Raw genomic sequence first — 19,714 nt, forward strand, 5'->3', positions numbered from 1 at the left:
TTGTGTGTCTAGCGTTTAACGATACGTGTCAAACGAGGAGATAACTCCCGCATCGCTTTACGATAAACCTCTTTTTTAAATGAGACGACTTGCCCTACTGGGTACCAATAACTCACCCATCGCCAACCATCAAATTCTGGGGTGTCCGAACAGTCGATTTTCACTGCCTCGTCACGACTCAACATGCGCAACATAAACCACTTCTGTTTTTGACCTATACAGAGTGGAAACTGATTACGACGAATCATGCGTTTTGGCAGACGATACCTTAACCAACCACGGGTAACGCCGAGGATCTCCACATCCTTTTTCGTTAGGCCGATCTCTTCATGGAGTTCACGATACATGGCTTGTTCAGCGGTCTCATCCGCATTGATTCCACCTTGTGGAAACTGCCACGCATCTTGACCACAACGACGCGCCCACAGAACTTGACCCAGCGAGTTAACCAAAATGATACCTACATTCGGTCTAAACCCATCTGAATCGATCACTTTGTTTTCCTTAAAAAACTTTAACTTATGGTCCTATTGTTCCACAGTACCAACTTTTAAGAAATAGACTATTCACAGTGTCTTGCCAGTCAGCTCAGACACCCGTATTCTCTGCAGCGAATCCTAAACACGAGAACCTTATGAAACCCTTGGCTATTTTTGATCTGGATAACACCCTACTCAACGGCGACAGTGATCACGCATGGGGGGAGTTTTTGTGTCAAAAAGGCATTGTTGATGAGACCGCCTACCGAGCCGCAAATGATCGCTTTTTTGAACAGTACAAAGCGGGTACGATGGATATCAACGAATTTCTCGAGTTTGCGTTAAAACCACTGACAGAGCACAGCAAAGCTCAACTAGATCAGTGGCACAACGAATTCATGTCCGAGGTTATTGAGCCGATCATCCTGCCTAAGGCTGAAGAGCTCTTAGCAACACACCGCGCCGCGGGAGATAGGCTGATGATCATCACCGCGACCAACAGCTTTGTCACAGGACCCATTGCTAAACGCTTAGAGGTAGATGAGTTTCTTGCCACTGAGCCAGAACAGCTCAATGGTGCATACACAGGAAAAATAGCGGGCACACCCTGCTTCCAATCTGGCAAAGTTACCCGACTCAACGAGTGGCTCAAAGAGCACAACGCCAACCTCTCTGGCAGCCACTTCTACAGCGATTCAATCAACGATCTACCTCTGCTTGAGCAGGTAGAACGCGCCGTAGCCGTTAACCCAGACGAACGACTAACAGCTGAAGCTCAGCAGCGCGGCTGGCCGATCCTTGATCTTCGCCGCTAATCCTACGCAACTGTTTTAAGCGGATTTTTTGGTATTCGCCAGCGTGTCATTAAGTGCACGCATCACATTTTTACGGGTTACTATTCCAAGCAACTTACCCTCTTCACAGACTGGGTAAACCTTAGGCTTACCACCTTCCATGCGCTCAGCCAGCTGCAACAGCGTCTCTTTAGGAGAGACCGTCAGTGGTTGGCGATACATGATATCGCTGACACAGGTGCGATCATCAAGATAGTAGCTACTTGAGATGAGGTAGCGCAGGCAGTCATGCTCTGACAAGAATCCTGAAATTTTGCCCTCAGTGTTAACAACGGGCAGACCCGGGTAGTTAGAATCAACAAGGTGGGCAACCGCCACCTCCAAAGAGGCAGACTCTTGCAGAGGCACGACCGAAGCATCCATTAGATCTGAAACCAGTTTCTGGGAAAACATTACTCTCTCCTATTGATTAGAGTCACACTTTAATTGTGGTTCAAAATCCAATTTTTTCCACACTCAGACTTAAGAGATAATCAATCAAATGATCTGGCACAAAAAAACGGAGCTAGGGCTCCGTTTTTCTCTTCCATAAATTCTGATCACTCATTCGCCAATAAGCGCATGAAATAAGCTTTCAGATACTCAGTTTCAGGAATCGCTGGGTGAATAGGGTGATCCGCTCCCTGATAGCCCTGTGCGAAAATTTGCCCCTGACGATCCAGCTCACGACTGTTGGTCCGTAGCATATCGACTAGACGGTCTGTCTGCAGGTGCATTGAGCATGATGCCGATACCAACACACCACCACGCTTCAGCAGACGCATCGCAAAGTTGTTGATACGTGCATAAGCACGCTCACCATTACGAATGTCTTTTTTGCGCATAATAAAGGCAGGTGGATCGACGATCACCACATCAAAGCGCTCTTTATCAGCTACCAGTGTTTTACAGATATCGAAGGCATCGCCTTGCAGAGCTCTAAATTTCGGCAGAGCATTTTGTAGACGCGCATTCTCTTCAGCCACTTCCAGTGCGCCTGCAGACGCATCAACACAGGCCACTTCAGACGCGCCGGCAGCCAGTGCTTGAGCACCCCAGCCACCCACATAACTGAACAGATCAAGGACCTTTTTACCCTTCACCATCGTCTGCATACGTGCTCGGTTTTCACGGTGATCGTAGAACCAACCTGTTTTTTGCCCCGTCAACAGGGGTGCAACTAGGTTAACGCCATTTTCAGACAGTGGTGACAGATCGCCGACTTCACCTTGAACCACCTCAACGTAGGCCTCAAGACCTTCGGTTTCACGGAACTTACCGTCATTACGCAACACAATGGCGGCCGGCATAAAGACCTTGTTCAAGGCATCAATCACATGATGCTGAACCTTCTCCATCCCTGCCGTCGAAATCTGTATCACAAAGATATCGTAGTATCGATCGATCACTAGGCCAGGTAGACCGTCCGAATCGCCATACACTAAGCGGTAGCAGGGCTGATCAAAACTCATCTCGCGCAAAGACAGTGCGATGTTGAGACGGTGCACAATCAGCGAGCGATCGAGCTCTTGCTCTGGATCACGACTAAACAGACGACCACAGATCAAGGTATTGGGGTTGATAATCGCACTGCCTCTTGGGCGACCTTGGGAATCTACAACCTGGACCTGCTCTCCCACCTCAAAATTTTTCAGGGGTGAGGCTTTATTGTCCACCTCATTACTGTAGATCCAGACGTGTCCTCCACGAAGACGGCGATCTGCACCCTGCTGTAGAACTAAAGATTTTGCTTTCATCTAGCGATTACCAAAAATAAAAATACCCCGGTTGGCATTGAAACTTTCAAGCCAACCGGGGTTTTAGTCAGATCAGATTACTCTTCTTCGCAAGCAGCTGAGTATTCGTCAGCGCTTAGAAGGTCATCCAATTCACTCTCATCAGTCAGTTTAAGTTTGAAGAACCAGCCATCACCATAAGGGTCGCTGTTAACCATCTCTGGTGCATCTTCAAGATCATCGTTAACCGCAACGACAACACCGCTAACCGGTGCATAGATATCAGATGCTGCTTTTACAGACTCAACCACACCTGCGTCATCACCAGCAGACACCTCTGCATCGATGTCAGGCAACTCAACAAATACCACATCGCCCAGTGCTTCTTGCGCGTGGTCTGTAACACCAATCGTTACAGTGCCATCACCCTCAACACGGATCCACTCGTGGCTGCTTACATACTTCAATTCGCCAGGAACGTTACTCATCTTTTATCACCTGATCTGATTATTCAAAAACTTTTTTGCCGTTGCGGACGAAAGGCGGACGGACGACTCGAACGTCGATCTCTTTTCCACGCATTTCAACTTTCGCAGCAGCACCAGTACCGGCAGGCACTCGAGCCAGAGCGACCGAGAAGCCTAAGGTTGGGGAGAATGTACCACTGGTAATTTCACCCTCACCAACACCGTCAACAATAACACGCTGATGCCCTCTTAAGACACCTCTTGTTTCAAGCACCAAGCCCACTAACTTATCGTAGCCGCCATTCGCTTTTTGCTGATCAAGAACCTCACGACCGACAAACTGTCGATCAGATGGTTCAAACGCCACCGACCATGCAATGCCGGACTCTAACGGAGTCACAGAATCGGTCATATCGCTGCCGTATAGATTCATACCCGCCTCCAGGCGAAGCGTATCACGCGCACCTAAGCCACAAGGTGCGACACCCGCTTCAGCCAGTGCAGACCAAAACTGAGCAACTTCATCATCAGGCACCATGATCTCAAGACCATCTTCACCGGTATAACCAGTGCGGGCAATAAACCAACCTTCCGACTCAAACCCTTGGAAGACCGATAGTTCGTTAATGGCCTGCTCACGCGATCCACCAAGAAGCGCAGCGACTTTTGCACGCGCCTTAGGACCCTGCACAGCGACCATGGCCAACTCAGGTTGCTCATTTAACGTCACATCAAAACCGATCGCTCGATCCGCCATCCAGGCCAAATCTTTCTCACGCGTCGCACAGTTAACCACCAAGCGGTACCACTCGTTAGAGGAGCCATTTTCGGTCATCAAGTAGATAATGAGATCATCGATAATGCCGCCCTGCTCATTGAGCATGGCTGTATAGAGCGCCTTACCTTTAACTTCTAAACGCGCGACATCATTAGCCACAAGATATTGAAGATACTTACGTGATTCCTGACCTGATACGTCAACAATGGTCATGTGCGACACATCGAACATACCTGCATCTTGGCGCACGATATTGTGCTCTTCTAGCTGAGAACCATAGTGCAATGGCATATCCCAACCGCCGAAATCGACAAGCTTACCGCCCATTGATGCGTGCAACTCATAGAGTGGAGTTTTGTGTCCCATTTACAGTCCTGTTATTCAATCAATAAACTCCGCTTCTCTGCGGAGTTTCAAAAAGGGACAAGAAGTTTACCCTAAAATGGGTTTAGTTCAATCTTTGATCAACGCTTGCCGACGCTGCTCGTCGCATCCGAGTCGGTAGATCGCCGGAAAGGCCCATCGCTTCTGACATAATGTGCTGCTTAATTGGCTCAACGCGATTGAAAAGACGCATACCAACACTGCGCGCCCATTCGATCGGAGCTGGTTGTGGAGCAAATAGACGCCTAAACCCTTCCATCACCGCGCTCATGCGCAGGTTACTCATCTGCCTTGAACGCTCATAACGCTTTAACACCTTCGCATCACCGATCGGCTCACGACGCATCTGTGCCTGAGCAATCACGTCGTTGAGCGCAGCGCTGTCCAAAAAACCTAAATTGACACCCTGCCCTGCAAGCGGGTGGATCGTGTGTGCAGCATCGCCGATCAGTACTCCTCCCTCAACAGCATAGTGCTTGGCGTGACGCTGTCTTAACGGAACCTTTTGAATACCAGTTGCCGACGCCACTCGGCCCAACACATCACGCGAACCAAAGCTGACGGCTGCACAAAAGGCATCCTGATCCATCTCTAATAGTTCTGCTGCATGTTTAGGCGAGGTCGACCAGACCAACGAGACATGATGAGCGCTTGCGGTCTTAAGAGGGAGCAGTGCAAGAGGGCCATCCTCTGTAAACCGCTGCCAACAGGTGTGTTGATGAGGCCGAGTCATCTCAAGCGTTGCCACAACGGCATGCTGACCATAGTCCCACTCATGAGTAGCCAGACCCAACTGCTTACGTGTATTTGAGTGGGCACCGTCAGCACCTACCACAAGCTGCGCAGATAAAAGATCACCATCTTCGAGCTCTATGAGTCGACTAGACTCTTGGAATCGCCCCAGTGTTTTAATACGTGAGGCGAAATTGAGCTTAAGATTTGCACGGTCAAGTGCCGCTTTTAATAGACCTAAAACAACCAGGCGATTCTCTACGATAAAGCCCAACTGCTTCTCGTGAATATCAAAACAGTCAAAATCGACCTCGCCACGCGTTTCACCGTCCCAGACATGCATTTTCTCATAGGGTTCTGCTCGCCAGCTAAGAATATGCGACCAAGCTCCCAAGGATTTCAGTAACTCGACTGAGGCCAGTGTGAGTGCACTCACACGAGAATCAAAAGCCCCCTGCATGAGTTGAGCAGCCTGATCATCAATGGTCGACAGATCCATACCAAACTGATCCAACACCTCAACCTTCAAACCAAGATCCGCCAGTTGAATCGCCGCTGCCAAGCCGGTCATACCTGCACCAGCAATGGCAACGTCCATTGAGCGAATAGCATTTTTATCAGTCATTGGACTTTAACCTCGCTGCCGGAGTATCCAAACCCATTGCAGCCCTCGCCAATAGAGTGCGCGCCGATGGAATCAAGTCGAGGGTTTGCAATGCCAAGCTTCGACCCAAACGGAGGGCAGGATTAGTAGAGCTAAAGATTTTCAATGCAGAGTCGCCAAACCCGATCGTACGACTTTGATCTTTTCGGCGCCCGTCAATGAACTCCTCCAACATGGCTAATGCACCAATATCTTGGCCCGCTTGCTTGGCCAGAATAATCCGCTCCGCTAACTCACAAACACCGCGCAAGGCTAGGTTGAACCCCTGACCTGCAATGGGGTGCAGAGCATGAGCGGCATTACCAAGAACCACCAAACCACGGCGAACCTGCTCATCAGCCAAGGTTAAATGCAGTGGGTAGGAGAATCGCTCACCCACTCCAATCAAGCGACCGGCACGATATCCAAAGGCTTGTTGAAGATCGGCCAAAAATTGCTGATCGATCTGCCCCATGCGGGAATTGACCTGATCGTCAGACAGCGTCCACACCAACCCCATTCGATGGCGCCCTTCGTGATCCTCGATCGGAAGCAGTGCAATGGGGCCATTTTCGGTAAAACGTTCATAGGCGATGCCATCATGAGGGCGATCAATTTCGACGTTGGCAATCAATGCATGCTGATGATAGGGGGTCTGGCGATACTCAATACCCATACGTTGTCTCAGCTCAGAACGTCCACCATCCGCCATGACCACCAGTGGTGCTGTTAAGGTTATCGACTCACCATCTTGATCTATCACTACATGACGCTGACCCTCCACCCACTCAACCGATTCAACGGTTGCCGGCGAATAGAGTTCGACCTGATCGCGCGCGGCCAGTACCGAGCTCATTAACACCTGACCTAACCAGTGGTTCTCGACAACATAGCCCAGTGCGTCGACGCGCTCCTGCTCAGCACTCATGGTCGTTTGACCCCAGCGTCCTCGGTCAGAAACATGGATCCGATCGATGGGAGTCAGGTGTTCATAGAGAAGCTCCCACACACCCATAGACTCAAAGGCGGTTCGGGATCCATAAGCCAATGCGGTAGAGCGTGCATCAAAGCTGGGCTGAAACTGAGGATTGGGCTTAGCCTGCATAGGGCTCTGCTCAACAAGAGCGATCTTAAGACCTAAGGATTTGGCAGAAGGTGTTAACGCAGCGACTAAACTGGCGCCCACCATGCCACCACCACAAATGATTAGATCAAACTGCGATTCATGCACGGCGCATCAATGCCTCTATCTCATCAATCTCTTTGGGTACTGCAGAGGTTAAAACTCGCGCACCCTCTTCTGTTACCAAAACATCATCTTCGATGCGAACACCGATGCCGCGCCAGCGCTCTTCGACGGTGTGATCATCGGGGGCGATGTAGAGACCCGGCTCAATGGTCGTAACAATGCCAGGAGAAAGCTCGCGCCACTCACCCTCTACACGGTAGGAGCCAACATCATGAACATCCATACCTAACCAGTGCCCAATGCGGTGCATATAGAATCGACGATAAGCGCCCGATTCAATTAACTGATCCACCTCACCCGACAGCAAACCGAGCTCAACCAACCCTTTAGTCAATATTTCGACAGACAACTGATGCAGAGAGTCCCAATTACAACCCGGTTTGACCGCGTCAATGCAGGCTTTGTTGGCGTCTAAGACCAACTGATAGATGGCACGCTGCTCTTCGCTGAACTGGCCGTTAGCAGGGAAAGTCCGGGTAATGTCACTGGCATAGTTATCCAATTCACAACCTGCATCTATCAGAATGAGATCACCCTCATTAATGGGCTGATCGTTGTCGATATAGTGAAGAATACAGGCATTTTTCCCTGCCGCCACAATAGGCGTGTAAGCTTGAAAACGAGCACCCTCAGCCATGCAGTGACTCTGAATAATCGCTTCCAGTTGGTACTCATTCATGCCAACCCGGCACTGCTGCATCGCTTTAACATGAGCCTCTGCAGAGATATCGGCCGCTCGCTGCATGATGGCGATCTCAGCATCGGATTTAAACAGACGCATCTCATGCAAAATAGGATCTGAATCACTCAAAGCCTTGGGAACTTCAGCGCCCGCTCGAACACGTTTAGCCAGATCCTGAATCCAACCTTTTACCCGGGAGTCCAATGCAGCATCGCGTGCTAACGGGTAGAACAGCTGATCAACGCCATCGATTAGGCTGGGAAGCTGTTGATCAATCTCTGAAAGATTGTATGCAGCATCCGCGCCAAAGGTCTCAATGCAACCCTCTGGACCTGCTCGGTAACCAGTCCAGATCTCCATTTCAGGATCACGTGGCTGACAGAACAGTACCACCGGCTGATCTGAACTTGGCTTAAGCAGCAACAAACCATCCGGTTCATTAAATCCCGTAAGGTAGTAGAAATCACTCGACTGCCTAAACGGAAACTCAGCGTCGGCGTTGCGGCTGACCAAAGAGGCCGCAGCGATAATCATGACCGAATTGTCAGGTAACTCAGAGAGCAGTTTAGCTCGACGCTCTTTGTAGATTGAGAGATCAATTTTCATCAGTGCATTACCGGTTTATCAGACTCAGTAGACTCCGCTTTATTACATTCACTAAATAGCAGCATGGCAGCCATACGAACGTACTCTTCCACCTCCATCAGGAGATTCTCGTCCTCTTCGGCCTGGCCGTCCGCCTCAATTTGCGCAATTTGCACCAGATCTTTAAGACCATCTTGCGCATCATTAGAGAGATGTTGCCCTTGATCGCCAATCGCCATGCCAAAACCTGCTAGGAACCCAGTCACCCAAAGGCCTAACTGCTCTGCACGCTCAGCCAGAGGTTGCTCATCATCCGGTAGTAAAATGGCCAACTCAAAAGCGGATGATTCCAGCTGTTCTAAAATCTGGGTGTAGAGTGCCATCAACTTTTCGCTGCTGCTCTCAAGAGCGATACGAGTGATATCCATTTGAGTGACACAAAACGCCTCAAGACTCGCTTTATCAAAACGTTTAGCGGCGGTGAGCTGCCCAACGATCGCGCCATGTAACTCAGAGGGTGAAAAGGCGATAGCCCCCTCTTCAATCATTAAATTGGCTAGTTGATCAAAATCTGGCGCGCTCATCGACTCTCACTTATTACGGTAGAAATAAAGGTTCAGATGCTATTCAGAGGGCGTTTAAGACGACCGCTTTCAAGAGCATTTATTGGGGATGATCCTAGCACTTTGCGGCCTTTGGAGCTATGCAGAACATTGACCCAATGCAACTGCCTGCTAATATGGTCGGAATTCAAAACGTTCGAGGCAGTCAATGTCAGAAGTAAACCCATCAACGCTCGCCACCAAAGTGGATCAATTGATCGAGTTGGTACAAAAGTTGGATGAGCAGAATCGTCACTTACAGACACAGAACCTGAAGTTGAAAGAGGAGCGTGCTCAGCTACTCAAAATACATGAGGGCACCCGTAGTCGTGTTGAATCGATGCTAAATCGCCTTCGTGTTTTGGAGAAAAGCTCATGAGTAACACACTGACCGTTGCCCTTCTTGATAAAGAGTACACACTTAGCTGCCCAGCCGGTGCTGAGGCAGGCCTTATTGCTGCAGCAGAAAACTTGGACGAGAAAATGCGTGAGATCTCTAGCAGTGGCAAACTACTGGGCATGGAACGTATCGCAGTGATGGCGGCTCTCAACCTGAGTTATGACAATTTGAACTCATCAAAAGCCGAAGCGAGCTCAAACGATGAATCCAAGCAGTTGATCGATAAGATCGACGCGACGCTTGCAAAATTTTCATAGTTTTTCCGGTCTTAAACCCTTTAATAGCGGCTTCATAGGGTTATAATTAACTCAACCCTGGGATGTTCGACAGTTGTTCAAGTCCCTCGAGCCGATAATCATTTTCCCGGATGCGGGGAATAGGTATTGTGAGCATGTCCGCGTGCGGAAAGCCTAATATATCTATACTCGTATCCACTCTGAACCTTCGGGTTCAGGGCCAAGAACACCACCGGCATCCTGGGGTCTTTTCTCTATGCTCAGTATCGAAGATAGAAAAACCATTCGTCTTGAGAAACGTCGAGCACGTCGTGCGCTCTCCAGTAAACAGCAGAAGCGTGCTGCACTCTCATTAGTTCACCAACTAAGAAAAGCCCCCTACTTTCATCGCGCTAAACGCATTGCCGTTTACCTAGCTAACGATGGTGAAATCGATCTTCAACCGCTCATCAAGTTGTGTTGGAAACTTAAGAAATCGGTCTACCTGCCGGTACTGCATCCGGTTCGACACAATCGACTCTGGTTTACTCAATATCAACCCAACACCTCAATGAACCAAAATCGCTACAAGATTTGGGAGCCAAAATTAAAGCGCTCACACTCTCCTGCCTGGGCAGTGGATCTAGTACTGATGCCGCTGGTTGCATTTGATCAGCAAGGTGGACGCATGGGCATGGGGGGCGGTTACTACGATCGAACCTTCGAATTCACACAGAAAAAAGGGTTCATGCACGGCCCTAAACTCATTGGCGTGGCACACGACCTGCAAAAGGTTGAGAAGCTACCGATACAACCTTGGGACGTTCCAATGCACGGCATTGCGACTGACAAGGGACGCTATATTGCTTAAAGAGTGAGATTAGATCGATTGGATCAACCCGGTCACTGCAACTCTGGTTACTAAGGTAACCGTGAGTAGCAGTAATAGGTCTGGAGATTGTTTCATTTTCATATTTTGAACTGAAACTAGGAGGCTTATTAAGTAAGACCTCAGCATCAGAAAAAAGTTCAAAATAAGTTCAAAAAAATTTCAAAATTAATATCAATTCACAAAATCAGGCTCGGCAAGGATAGCGCCACCGGCAATGTCAGCATCGATAACAGAGTCTGTGCAGAGAGAATATTTGCAACCAAAGGCGCATCTCCATTCAGCTGTTTTGCAAGAATATAGGCCGCTGAAGCCGTTGGTACCGACGCAAACACCATAAAAATCAGCAGCGACTCTGATGAGAGTTGAAGCATCGCACCAACCGCCACTGCCAGTAGAGGCATAACGATTAATCGAGCAGCAACGCCCATCATCAGCGGTAACCCTGAAGATCGCATCGCCTTTAAATTGATCCCCGCACCCACCGCCAACAGACCTAGCGGTAAGGCAACCTGAGCCAACAGTTCCAACACCGGTGTAACAAGAGAAGGTATGCCCAACTTAGAGAGGTTCAGCGCCAAACCCAGCAGACAGGCAAGAATCAGTGGATTGCTCAATATCTGTTTCAACACAGTTAAAACAGAGGGGCGTTTATCGCTGTAGAGGGCAAACACCAACACACAGAGTAGATTGAGCAGAGGGATCATGACGGAGGCGATGATCGCCGCAATCACTAACCCCTTACCGGGAATCAGGCTCGCAGCAATAGCCAGTGTGATGTAGGTGTTAAAACGCAGTCCGCCTTGGTAAACCGAAGTAAATGAAGCCGCACTGAATTTGAAAAGCCTCTGCAACGCGAGTAAGAACAGCGAGCCTAGCGCTAGAAGTAGTAGCACCGCTTCAATCAACACCAGAGATTCACTGCCATTAAAGTCAGCCGCGGCCAGCCGTGTCACTAACAGGGCTGGGAAGCAGAGGTAGTAGATGATCTTCTCTGCGCCGTTCCAAAAGTTGTGATCCACGAACTGGACTCGATTGATCAACACACCTAACAACAGAAGTGCGAAGACAGGCCAAAGGGCCGCAAAAATATCCATCAGTTATGCACTCTTGCCAAACAAAGTGCTAGTCTTTGAGACAAATCTAGTAACGATCATGCTTTAGAGCATCCTATCTGTGGAGCGACGACAATGAAATCTTTAGTGCTCAGCTTTATTGCTGATGATAAACCAGGATTGGTAAACCTTATCTCTGCAGCCATCTCAGAGCACCAAGGCAACTGGTCTGAATCCAGTCTATCGCAACTGGCGGGTAAATTCGCGGGCGTTGTAGTGGTTGATGTACCTACCGCAAACTTAGATGGTTTAACTCGCGCATTAGACGACCTAAAAGAGCAAGGCATTCGCGTCTCTTGTGAAGTCAGCAACAGTCAAGAGAGTGATACCGAGTATGAAACCGTGACGCTTGATCTGGTTGGACATGACAAACAGGGTATCGTTCGTGATATCTCCAATACCTTGTCGCTACTGGGCGTTAACCTCGCCAGTTTAGAAACCGAACTGACACCCGGCTCTATGTCATCTGAGCTTTTGTTTAAAGCCAAAGGTGAACTGCAAGTACCGAAAAGCGTTGATTTAGACAGCGTACAAGCAGCTCTTGAAGAGATCGCATCCGATCTGATGGTCGACATCACCTTTGCATAACGAGACCCTAAAACCAAAAAACTGCCCGTAGGCAGTTTTTTTGGTTTAGCAGCGCCGAATATTACTCAGCGCGTTTCGCCAACTCGTTTCGACCCGCCGCAACCGCCAAACGAACTTGGTTAGGTGCTGTACCACCAATATGGTCACGAGCGGCCACCGAGCCCTCAAGGGTTAACACTTCAAAGACATCTTCATGAATCTGATCTGAGAACTGACGTAGCTCTTCAAGAGTCATATCGGATAGATCTTTGCCTGTTTTAATACCATAAGCCACCGACAGCCCAACGATTTCATGGGCATCACGAAAGGCAACACCTGCACGCACTAGGTAGTCAGCCAAGTCCGTTGCGGTAGAGAAACCACGGCGAGCCGCTTCGCGCATCTCTTCAGGACGAGCCTCAATCGCAGGCACCATATCACCAAACGCGCGCAGACAGCCTTGAACCGTATCGACAGCATCAAACAAAGGCTCTTTATCCTCTTGGTTGTCTTTGTTGTACGCCAGCGGTTGTGACTTCATCAACGTCAGCAACGACATCAGATGTCCGTAAACACGGCCCGATTTACCACGTACCAGCTCAGGCACGTCTGGGTTCTTCTTCTGTGGCATGATTGAAGAGCCGGTGCAGAAGCGATCTGGAAGATTGATAAAGTTGAACTGTGCAGAGGTCCAAAGCACCAACTCTTCTGACATACGAGTCATGTGCATCAGCAACACGCTTGAAGCAGCACAGAATTCAATCGCGAAATCACGATCTGACACAGCATCTAATGAGTTGCGAGCTGGCATCGTAAAATCTAGAAGCTCTGCAGTGTAGTGACGATCGATTGGGTAGGTCGTACCGGCCAAAGCCGCGGCACCGAGTGGCATCACATTGACACGCTTACGACAATCCGCAAAACGCTCGTAATCACGACAAAGCATCTCGTACCAGGCCAACAGGTGGTGACCAAAGGTAACAGGTTGTGCCGTTTGCAGGTGAGTGAAGCCAGGCATGATTGTGTCAGCATTGCGCTCAGCCAGATCCAAAAGACCCGCTTGCAGACGCGTGATTTCAGACAGTATCTGGTCAATCTCATCACGCATGTAGAGGCGGATATCGGTCGCTACTTGGTCGTTACGCGAACGTCCGGTATGCAGCTTTTTACCGGTAATGCCAATCTTCTTAGTCAGTGCCGCTTCAATGTTCATGTGCACATCTTCCAGTGCAACAGACCATTCGAACTCACCACGTTCAATCTCAATGCGAATCTCACCCAGACCTTTAATGATTGCATCGCGCTCATCTTCAGTCAGAACACCCACTTTGGTCAGCATGCGTGCATGCGCAATAGAGCCCTGAATGTCTTGGCGATAGAGACGCTGATCAAAATCAACAGAGGCTGTGAATCGAGCCACAAACGCATCGGTTGCCTCACTAAAACGACCACCCCACTGCTGGTTCGTTTGATCACTCATCTCATTTACCTCTCTTGAAACTGTCTCGGTGGATGACACCGCATAAAATAGTGGCGCGATTATAGCACTCTCAGCCGATCTAATAACCCGTCCGGACGCTCAATTTAGTAGAGACATCTGATACACTTAGAAAATTCGAAAAAAAGATCTCTATTTGGAAGTTTCATGTCACGCACACTCCGCATTGCGACTCGCCAGAGCTTACTCGCTTTATGGCAAGCAGAATTCGTAAAAGCCCGTCTTGAAGAGCTACATTCCGATCTTAACGTTGAGCTAGTTACTATGGTGACCCGCGGCGATAAGATTTTGGATACCCCTCTCGCCAAAATCGGCGGCAAAGGCCTGTTCGTTAAAGAGTTAGAAGTCTCCATGCTGGAAGGACGCGCTGATATCGCCGTGCATTCAATGAAAGATGTACCGATGGAGTTTCCAGAGGGGCTAGGATTGTCTGTTATCTGTGAGCGAGAAACACCAACGGATGCGTTTGTCAGCAATACTTACAACCACTTTGATGAACTGCCGCAGGGGGCTGTGGTGGGTACCTCATCGCTTCGTCGCGAGGTGCAACTGCGTGAACGCCGTCCTGATTTAGAGATCAAAACCTTGCGTGGCAATGTTCAGACCCGCCTTGGAAAACTCGATGCCGGTGAATATGACGCCATTATCCTTGCATCAGCCGGACTGATTCGCCTTGAGCTGAAAGATCGCATTAAACATCAAATCGACTCTACCGAGAGTCTTCCCGCGGGTGGCCAAGGCGCAGTCGGTATCGAGTGTCGAATGGATGATCTAGAGACTCAGGCTCTGTTAGCACCACTGAACCACGACGAAACGGCGGCTCGTGTCATTGCCGAACGCGCTATGAACAAACGCCTAGAGGGCGGCTGTCAGGTTCCAATCGGTTGCTATGCCGAACTGGAAGGCGATCAACTCTGGTTACGCGGCCTAGTCGGTCGCCCTGATGGCACACTGGTATTGCGCGATGAGATTCGTGGTCACAAAGAGAGTGCCGAAGCCTTGGGGATTGAGTTGGCTGAAAAGCTCCTTGCAGCAGGTGCCGGTGAGATTCTAGAGCAGGTGTATGCCGAGCGCGGCTAAACCCAGCGTACTAACTACGCGCCCGGCAGCCATGCAGGGCGCGCTAACGTCTGCCCTGAAAAAGAGAGGCTTTACGCCTATCCCACTGCCTCTTCTCGAGATCATTCCTGAAGAGCTAGAGAACCCATCTACCCCTGGTCTGCAAAGCAAACTACTGGATCTCGACCTCTATCAACACGTCATCGTTGTCAGCCGTAATGCAGCCAGTATTGCCATTGATCTACTCGATCAACTCTGGCCTCAACTGCCTATTGGGGTGCAGTGGCACGCCATCGGCAAAGGGACGGCTGAAGAATTGGCCAGTTATGAGATTCATGCCAATACTAATGAAGGGCTCGATTCTGAAGCCCTTTTAACACTGCCTGCATTTGCACAACCCTCTGGAGAACGAATCCTAATATTCAAAGGCGTTGGCGGTAGAACACTCCTAGAAGAGACTCTAGTCGAGCGCGGTGCAAAAGTTGAAACCATCAGCCTATACCAACGCCAAATGCCCGAATACACTGACGCTGAACTTTCAGAATGTTTTAAACAGGCACCAGGCGCTATACTCATCAGTAGTGGCGAAGCGTTAGAGCATTTAGCGAAGCTTGCCGATGAGTGGGGCATGTTTGCCGATACACCCATTTTTGTTCCCAGTCAGCGTGTTGCCGATCTGGGAAATACCTTAGGTTTTACCGATATCACAGTCGCAGAAGGTGCTGATGACAGTGCCATGATCGCGGCCCTAGAGCAGCGATTTTAATAAAGGAATAGAGCGATGAGTCACTCCGATAAAGAGAATCAAACCGATCAAGTAGAAGATGCCGAGATTCTCGAAGCTGAAGTTGTCGAGTCAAAGGTAGAAGAGACCGTCAGCGAGCAGGCTGCAGATAGCTCCGAATTGAAAGAGGCCTCAGATGTAAAAGAGACCGGCCCAGCCAAAAAAAGCGCGTCAGCAATCTTAGCGACGATCATCAGCTTGGTTGCTCTAGGGGCGGTAGGTGCTGGCGGCTACCTTGCCCAGCAAAAACTCACCCAACTCGAAGAGCGCTTTAATCAGCGCAGTGCCGCTCAACAGCTGGAAGCCACTGCAGCGGTCAATGATGCCAATGCAGCAGTTGCCGAGTTGACTGAGAGCTTTCAACAGATCCAAGCGGAAAAAGTGGCACAAACGGCCGAAATAGCCACTCTACAAGAACGCCTAAGCGATGCCATCAAACAGGTTGAAGCCGGTCGTGAACGATCAGAAAGTGACTGGCGTTTGGCTGAGGCTGAGTATCTATTACGCTTAGCGAACCAACGCATCTTAATGGAGAACCGCGCCGAAGGTGCGCTGGCCCTCTTGCGCAGTACCGACACCATTCTTAAAGAGTTGGATGATGTCAGCCTCTACCCACTGCGCCAAAGCCTTGCCAGTGATATCTCTAAACTCGAATCAGTACCCAATTTGGACATAGAGGGCACCTACCTACGAGTTGCAGCACTGATTGAGCGTAGTAAAGACTTACCCACACTCACCTTAGAGCAACAGCGCCAGTTGCCTGAGCTGATCGACAACGTCATTTCTGAGCAGGTAGATGCCGAGACACAGCAGAACATCACCAATGGTTTTGCCAAAGCGATCAGCAAACTTGAGTCGCTGATCGTTATTCAACGACACGATCAGCCGGTAGAGCCGATCCTATCACCGGATCAAGGTCACTACCTTCGCCAAAATATCCAGATGTTGTTAGAACAGGCGCAACTGGCGCTATTACGTCAACAGCAGTCTGTATTCACAACCAGCTTGTCACGCGCGCAATCTCTGTTGATGCAGTACTTTGATAAGGATAACTACACAACCAGTGTTCTGATCCAATCCCTAGCGGAACTGACCACCCTGAATGTGTCGCCAACGATTCCGGACATCTCGGGATCCTTAAAGGCTCTGCAGCAGCATCAAAAAGAGATGGCTAACCTGCGCAGGGAGGCACAGTAATGAGACGCTTTTTAATCCTACTCTCACTCCTACTATTAGTAGGTGCTTGGGTCGGGCAGGCCATGATGAAAGACAGTGGATATGTCTTGATTGCCTACCAACAGGTCTCCATTGAGACCAGTCTTTGGGTGCTTCTGATCGCGGTGGTTCTGCTGTTCACATTGACCCACTGGCTATTCAATCTATTCTCGAACTGGCGCTCACCTGCCGAGAAGCTTCGCCGCTGGAGCGAAGCGCGCGGTGATAGAAAAGCCGGCACAAAATCCAATCAAGCACTGGATGCGGAACTGGAAGGTGACCTATGGAAAGCTCGCCGCCTGTTTATCCAAGCTGCAGAACTCAGTCGTACCCCTGCCCTATTCTATTTAGAGGCGGCTCGATGCGCAGCAGAGCAAGGGGATGAAAAAGAGGCACACCGCATTCTTATCAAAGCGGCTAAAGAGTCACCCGAGTCAGAGTTACGCCTTCAACTCGAGCAGGTACGTTTTGACGTTAAATCAGGTCACCATGAGCGGGCTGGCGAACTGCTCAGCAGACTTGCAAAAGAGCGCTCAAACTCAACCGCTGTAGATCGTGAAAAAGCGACGTTGCTGAGTGCGAAACGCGATTGGAACGCGCTACTGCCAATGCTACCGAGCCTGCAAAAGCGCAAGGTTTTAAACAGCAGCGACATACAAACTTTAAGACGCACAGCCGCTCTCTCTAAATTGAACAATCTAGAAGAGACGTCTCGCACTGCACTAGACCAGTGTTGGGAAGATCTGAGTTACGAAGCACAACAAGATCCAGAAGTTCGCCGCGCTTATATTGGCCAGCTAACCGCCCTAAACGAAACCGCTGATGCCTGCTCGCAGATCATTAAGTGGTTAGCTAAACACTGGGATAACGATCTAGCGGTTCGCTTCAGCGAACTGCCCTGTGACGATCCAGATTCCATGATCAAAACGGCTAAAGGCTGGTTAAAACAGCAGCCTGACAATGCGGCGGTAGAACTGGTTCTGGCACGTCTATCTCGTCGCGCTCAGTTATGGGGAGCCGCGTTAACGCACTACAGAAAATCACTCGAACTCAACCATCAGGCACAGACGTTGATCGAACTAACCGAGCTCTACCTACAGCTGGGTGAACAACGCGAAGCGTCTCAACTGTTGAGTTCCAAGAACGCACCGCTTCAACTGCCAACTCCGTCGGAAGCGGATCGCACGACACGACACCATTTAACTCATTAAGGATTGCACCGTGGCTGAACGTTTTATTGAGCGCTTGATGTATTCAACTCGCTGGATTTTAGCGCCCATTTACTTAGGACTTAGCTTAGCCCTGGTCGCATTGGCCATTAAGTTTTTCCAAGAAGTGATACACGTCCTGACCGATGTGACGGTTCTACCAGAGGCTGATCTCATTTTGATCATTCTCTCTCTTATTGATATCGCGTTAGTCTCGGGATTGATCGTCATGGTCATGTTTACAAGCTATGAAAACTTTGTCTCGCGCCTCGATATTCGTGAATCGACAGAAAAGCTCGAATGGCTTGGCACACTCGATACCAACTCTCTGAAGAACAAAGTCGCCGCCTCCATTGTTGCCATCTCTTCAATCCACTTACTTAAGGTCTTTATGAATGCGAGCAACATCGATAACGATAAACTGCTCTGGTACGTCGTCATTCATCTAACCTTTGTTATCTCAGCAGTGGCAATGGGCATGCTTGATAAGATCACCCGCAAAAGCCCTAAATGAGAGAGCTGATCGAGCAAAATTCGATCAGTAGTGATAGAATCCGCACAATTCAATTTGCTAGACCCCAACCACAGGAAAACCATGACCACACTGATTCTTGATGGCAGCGCCGTTGCTAAAAAAACCGAAGCTGAACTCGCTACACGCGTTGAAAACCTTAAAGCGAAAAGCGGCGGTCAAACGCCTGCATTAGCCACTATTTTGGTAGGCGCTGACCCAGCGTCAGCAACCTACGTGCGCATGAAGCAGAATGCCTGCAAACGTATCGGCATGGAATCAATCACGGTTGAGATGGGTGCAGAGACCACCACCGAAGAGCTGTTAGAGAAAATCCAAGAGCTGAACAGTAATCCAAACTGTCACGGCATCCTGCTTCAGCACCCAGTTCCAGAACAGATTGATGAGCGTGCCTGTTTCGATGCCATCGCTCTAGAAAAAGACGTAGACGGTGTCACCTGTCTTGGCTTCGGTCGCATGGCGATGCAGGAAGAGGCCTACGGCTCCGCAACTCCACAAGGCATTATGCGTCTTCTAGACGCTTATGACATTCCGCTTTCAGGTAAGAACGCTGTCGTAGTTGGTCGCAGCCCTATTCTAGGCAAGCCGATGGGCATGATGCTGTTAAACGCTGATGCGACTGTGACCATCTGTCACTCACGCACCCAAGGACTAGCCGACATTATCAAACAGGCTGATATCGTCGTGGGTGCGGTTGGCCGCCCAGAATTCATTAAAGCAGAGTGGATCAAAGATGGCGCCATCGTTGTCGATGCTGGCTACCACCCAGGCGGTGTGGGTGATATCGAACTTGCACCACTAGAGAGTCGTGTTGCTGCTTTGACTCCTGTCCCAGGCGGCGTTGGCCCTATGACCATCAACACTCTAATATTCCAGTGTGTCGCAGCCGGGGAAAAGAAGATATCTGGCTAAAGCTGAATGCTAACTGATTGCATTTAAAACCAACGAAGGAGAGCAGTAGCTCTCCTTTTTGTTTCTTATCGGCACAACGCAGACGGCTACTCACGACCCATTTGAGACACTCAAGTTAAATTTACACTCCACGTTTCAAAGGTCATTTCA

The 19,714-nt window shown here is 49.6% G+C and carries 22 protein-coding genes and 1 other RNA gene; 12 read left to right on the plus strand and 11 right to left on the minus strand.

What is annotated here, in order from left to right:
* Positions 1–8: 8 nt before the first annotated feature.
* The gene (gene rppH / locus XMD530_RS05475; protein ID WP_173481782.1) at positions 9–494 is read right to left on the minus strand and encodes an RNA pyrophosphohydrolase; all 486 of its coding nucleotides are present in this window, start codon (positions 492–494) and stop codon (positions 9–11) included.
* Positions 495–634: 140 nt separating this feature from the next.
* Here rppH and XMD530_RS05480 point away from each other — a divergent pair, with 140 nt between their 5' ends.
* Positions 635–1,294 (plus strand): HAD family phosphatase, encoded by a 660-nt coding sequence (locus tag XMD530_RS05480; RefSeq protein WP_173481815.1) that lies wholly within the window; start codon positions 635–637, stop codon positions 1,292–1,294.
* A gap of 15 nt (positions 1,295–1,309) precedes the next feature.
* Here the strand turns inward: XMD530_RS05480 and XMD530_RS05485 are convergent, their stop codons facing one another.
* From XMD530_RS05485 to XMD530_RS05520, 8 genes are all read right to left on the minus strand, one after another.
* A complete protein-coding gene (locus XMD530_RS05485) occupies positions 1,310–1,726 on the minus strand; it encodes a CBS domain-containing protein (RefSeq protein ID WP_173481781.1) in 417 nt (138 codons plus the stop codon).
* Positions 1,727–1,872: 146 nt separating this feature from the next.
* The gene (locus XMD530_RS05490) at positions 1,873–3,069 is read right to left on the minus strand and encodes a class I SAM-dependent rRNA methyltransferase (protein ID WP_173481780.1); all 1,197 of its coding nucleotides are present in this window, start codon (positions 3,067–3,069) and stop codon (positions 1,873–1,875) included.
* Between the two features lie 77 nt (positions 3,070–3,146).
* Positions 3,147–3,536, minus strand: a complete 390-nt coding sequence (gene gcvH / locus XMD530_RS05495; RefSeq protein WP_173481779.1) for a glycine cleavage system protein GcvH — start codon at positions 3,534–3,536, stop codon at positions 3,147–3,149.
* 19 nt (positions 3,537–3,555) lie between these two features.
* Positions 3,556–4,659 (minus strand): glycine cleavage system aminomethyltransferase GcvT, encoded by a 1,104-nt coding sequence (gcvT, locus tag XMD530_RS05500; RefSeq protein ID WP_173506868.1) that lies wholly within the window; start codon positions 4,657–4,659, stop codon positions 3,556–3,558.
* Positions 4,660–4,741: 82 nt separating this feature from the next.
* Positions 4,742–6,034 (minus strand): UbiH/UbiF/VisC/COQ6 family ubiquinone biosynthesis hydroxylase, encoded by a 1,293-nt coding sequence (locus tag XMD530_RS05505; RefSeq protein ID WP_254442857.1) that lies wholly within the window; start codon positions 6,032–6,034, stop codon positions 4,742–4,744.
* Positions 6,027–7,283: a 2-octaprenyl-6-methoxyphenyl hydroxylase gene (gene ubiH / locus XMD530_RS05510; protein ID WP_371731530.1), complete on the minus strand. Its 1,257-nt coding sequence runs from the start codon at positions 7,281–7,283 to the stop codon at positions 6,027–6,029. The genes XMD530_RS05505 and ubiH overlap by 8 nt, the downstream gene beginning before the upstream one ends.
* Positions 7,276–8,589: a Xaa-Pro aminopeptidase gene (gene pepP, locus XMD530_RS05515; RefSeq protein ID WP_173506869.1), complete on the minus strand. Its 1,314-nt coding sequence runs from the start codon at positions 8,587–8,589 to the stop codon at positions 7,276–7,278. Before pepP ends, ubiH begins: the two co-directional genes overlap by 8 nt.
* The gene (locus tag XMD530_RS05520; RefSeq protein WP_173481775.1) at positions 8,589–9,152 is read right to left on the minus strand and encodes a UPF0149 family protein; all 564 of its coding nucleotides are present in this window, start codon (positions 9,150–9,152) and stop codon (positions 8,589–8,591) included. The genes pepP and XMD530_RS05520 overlap by 1 nt, the downstream gene beginning before the upstream one ends.
* A 187-nt stretch (positions 9,153–9,339) precedes the next feature.
* Here XMD530_RS05520 and XMD530_RS05525 point away from each other — a divergent pair, with 187 nt between their 5' ends.
* From XMD530_RS05525 to XMD530_RS05540, 4 genes are all read left to right on the plus strand, one after another.
* Positions 9,340–9,549: a TIGR02449 family protein gene (locus tag XMD530_RS05525; protein ID WP_173482543.1), complete on the plus strand. Its 210-nt coding sequence runs from the start codon at positions 9,340–9,342 to the stop codon at positions 9,547–9,549.
* Positions 9,546–9,827, plus strand: a complete 282-nt coding sequence (locus XMD530_RS05530) for a cell division protein ZapA (protein ID WP_173482544.1) — start codon at positions 9,546–9,548, stop codon at positions 9,825–9,827. Before XMD530_RS05525 ends, XMD530_RS05530 begins: the two co-directional genes overlap by 4 nt.
* Before the next feature lie 51 nt (positions 9,828–9,878).
* Positions 9,879–10,057, plus strand: a non-coding RNA gene (gene ssrS, locus XMD530_RS05535) — 6S RNA.
* Between the two features lie 5 nt (positions 10,058–10,062).
* Entirely contained in the window at positions 10,063–10,656 is a 594-nt protein-coding gene (locus tag XMD530_RS05540) for a 5-formyltetrahydrofolate cyclo-ligase (RefSeq protein WP_173482545.1), read from the plus strand.
* Positions 10,657–10,853: 197 nt separating this feature from the next.
* Here XMD530_RS05540 and XMD530_RS05545 read toward each other — a convergent pair whose 3' ends face one another.
* Positions 10,854–11,771, minus strand: a complete 918-nt coding sequence (locus XMD530_RS05545) for an AEC family transporter (RefSeq protein WP_173498295.1) — start codon at positions 11,769–11,771, stop codon at positions 10,854–10,856.
* A gap of 93 nt (positions 11,772–11,864) precedes the next feature.
* On the opposite strand from XMD530_RS05545, the gene XMD530_RS05550 reads away from it, so the two are divergent.
* Positions 11,865–12,377, plus strand: coding sequence for a glycine cleavage system protein R (locus XMD530_RS05550; RefSeq protein WP_173484091.1), 513 nt, complete (start codon positions 11,865–11,867; stop codon positions 12,375–12,377).
* 61 nt (positions 12,378–12,438) lie between these two features.
* Here XMD530_RS05550 and argH read toward each other — a convergent pair whose 3' ends face one another.
* Positions 12,439–13,836 carry an argininosuccinate lyase gene (gene argH, locus XMD530_RS05555; RefSeq protein ID WP_173498296.1) on the minus strand — a complete coding sequence of 466 codons (1,398 nt, stop codon included), beginning with the start codon at positions 13,834–13,836 and terminating at the stop codon, positions 12,439–12,441.
* A 165-nt stretch (positions 13,837–14,001) separates the two neighbouring features.
* On the opposite strand from argH, the gene hemC reads away from it, so the two are divergent.
* The 6 genes from hemC to folD all read left to right on the plus strand — a co-directional run bounded on the left by hemC (position 14,002) and on the right by folD (position 19,564).
* Positions 14,002–14,934, plus strand: coding sequence for a hydroxymethylbilane synthase (gene hemC, locus XMD530_RS05560; RefSeq protein WP_173481768.1), 933 nt, complete (start codon positions 14,002–14,004; stop codon positions 14,932–14,934).
* Entirely contained in the window at positions 14,918–15,679 is a 762-nt protein-coding gene (locus XMD530_RS05565; RefSeq protein ID WP_173498297.1) for a uroporphyrinogen-III synthase, read from the plus strand. The genes hemC and XMD530_RS05565 overlap by 17 nt, the downstream gene beginning before the upstream one ends.
* A gap of 15 nt (positions 15,680–15,694) precedes the next feature.
* The gene (locus XMD530_RS05570) at positions 15,695–16,894 is read left to right on the plus strand and encodes a uroporphyrinogen-III C-methyltransferase (protein ID WP_173506870.1); all 1,200 of its coding nucleotides are present in this window, start codon (positions 15,695–15,697) and stop codon (positions 16,892–16,894) included.
* The gene (locus XMD530_RS05575; RefSeq protein WP_173506871.1) at positions 16,894–18,123 is read left to right on the plus strand and encodes a heme biosynthesis HemY N-terminal domain-containing protein; all 1,230 of its coding nucleotides are present in this window, start codon (positions 16,894–16,896) and stop codon (positions 18,121–18,123) included. The genes XMD530_RS05570 and XMD530_RS05575 overlap by 1 nt, the downstream gene beginning before the upstream one ends.
* Positions 18,124–18,133: 10 nt before the next feature.
* A complete protein-coding gene (locus XMD530_RS05580; RefSeq protein ID WP_173481764.1) occupies positions 18,134–18,634 on the plus strand; it encodes a TIGR00645 family protein in 501 nt (166 codons plus the stop codon).
* An 81-nt stretch (positions 18,635–18,715) separates the two neighbouring features.
* Positions 18,716–19,564 carry a bifunctional methylenetetrahydrofolate dehydrogenase/methenyltetrahydrofolate cyclohydrolase FolD gene (gene folD / locus XMD530_RS05585; protein WP_173481763.1) on the plus strand — a complete coding sequence of 283 codons (849 nt, stop codon included), beginning with the start codon at positions 18,716–18,718 and terminating at the stop codon, positions 19,562–19,564.
* The last annotated feature ends 150 nt before the right edge of the window (positions 19,565–19,714 follow it).

This window comes from Marinobacterium sp. xm-d-530 (assembly GCF_013283365.1).
In the GTDB taxonomy this organism is placed as follows: domain Bacteria; phylum Pseudomonadota; class Gammaproteobacteria; order Pseudomonadales; family Balneatricaceae; genus Marinobacterium_E.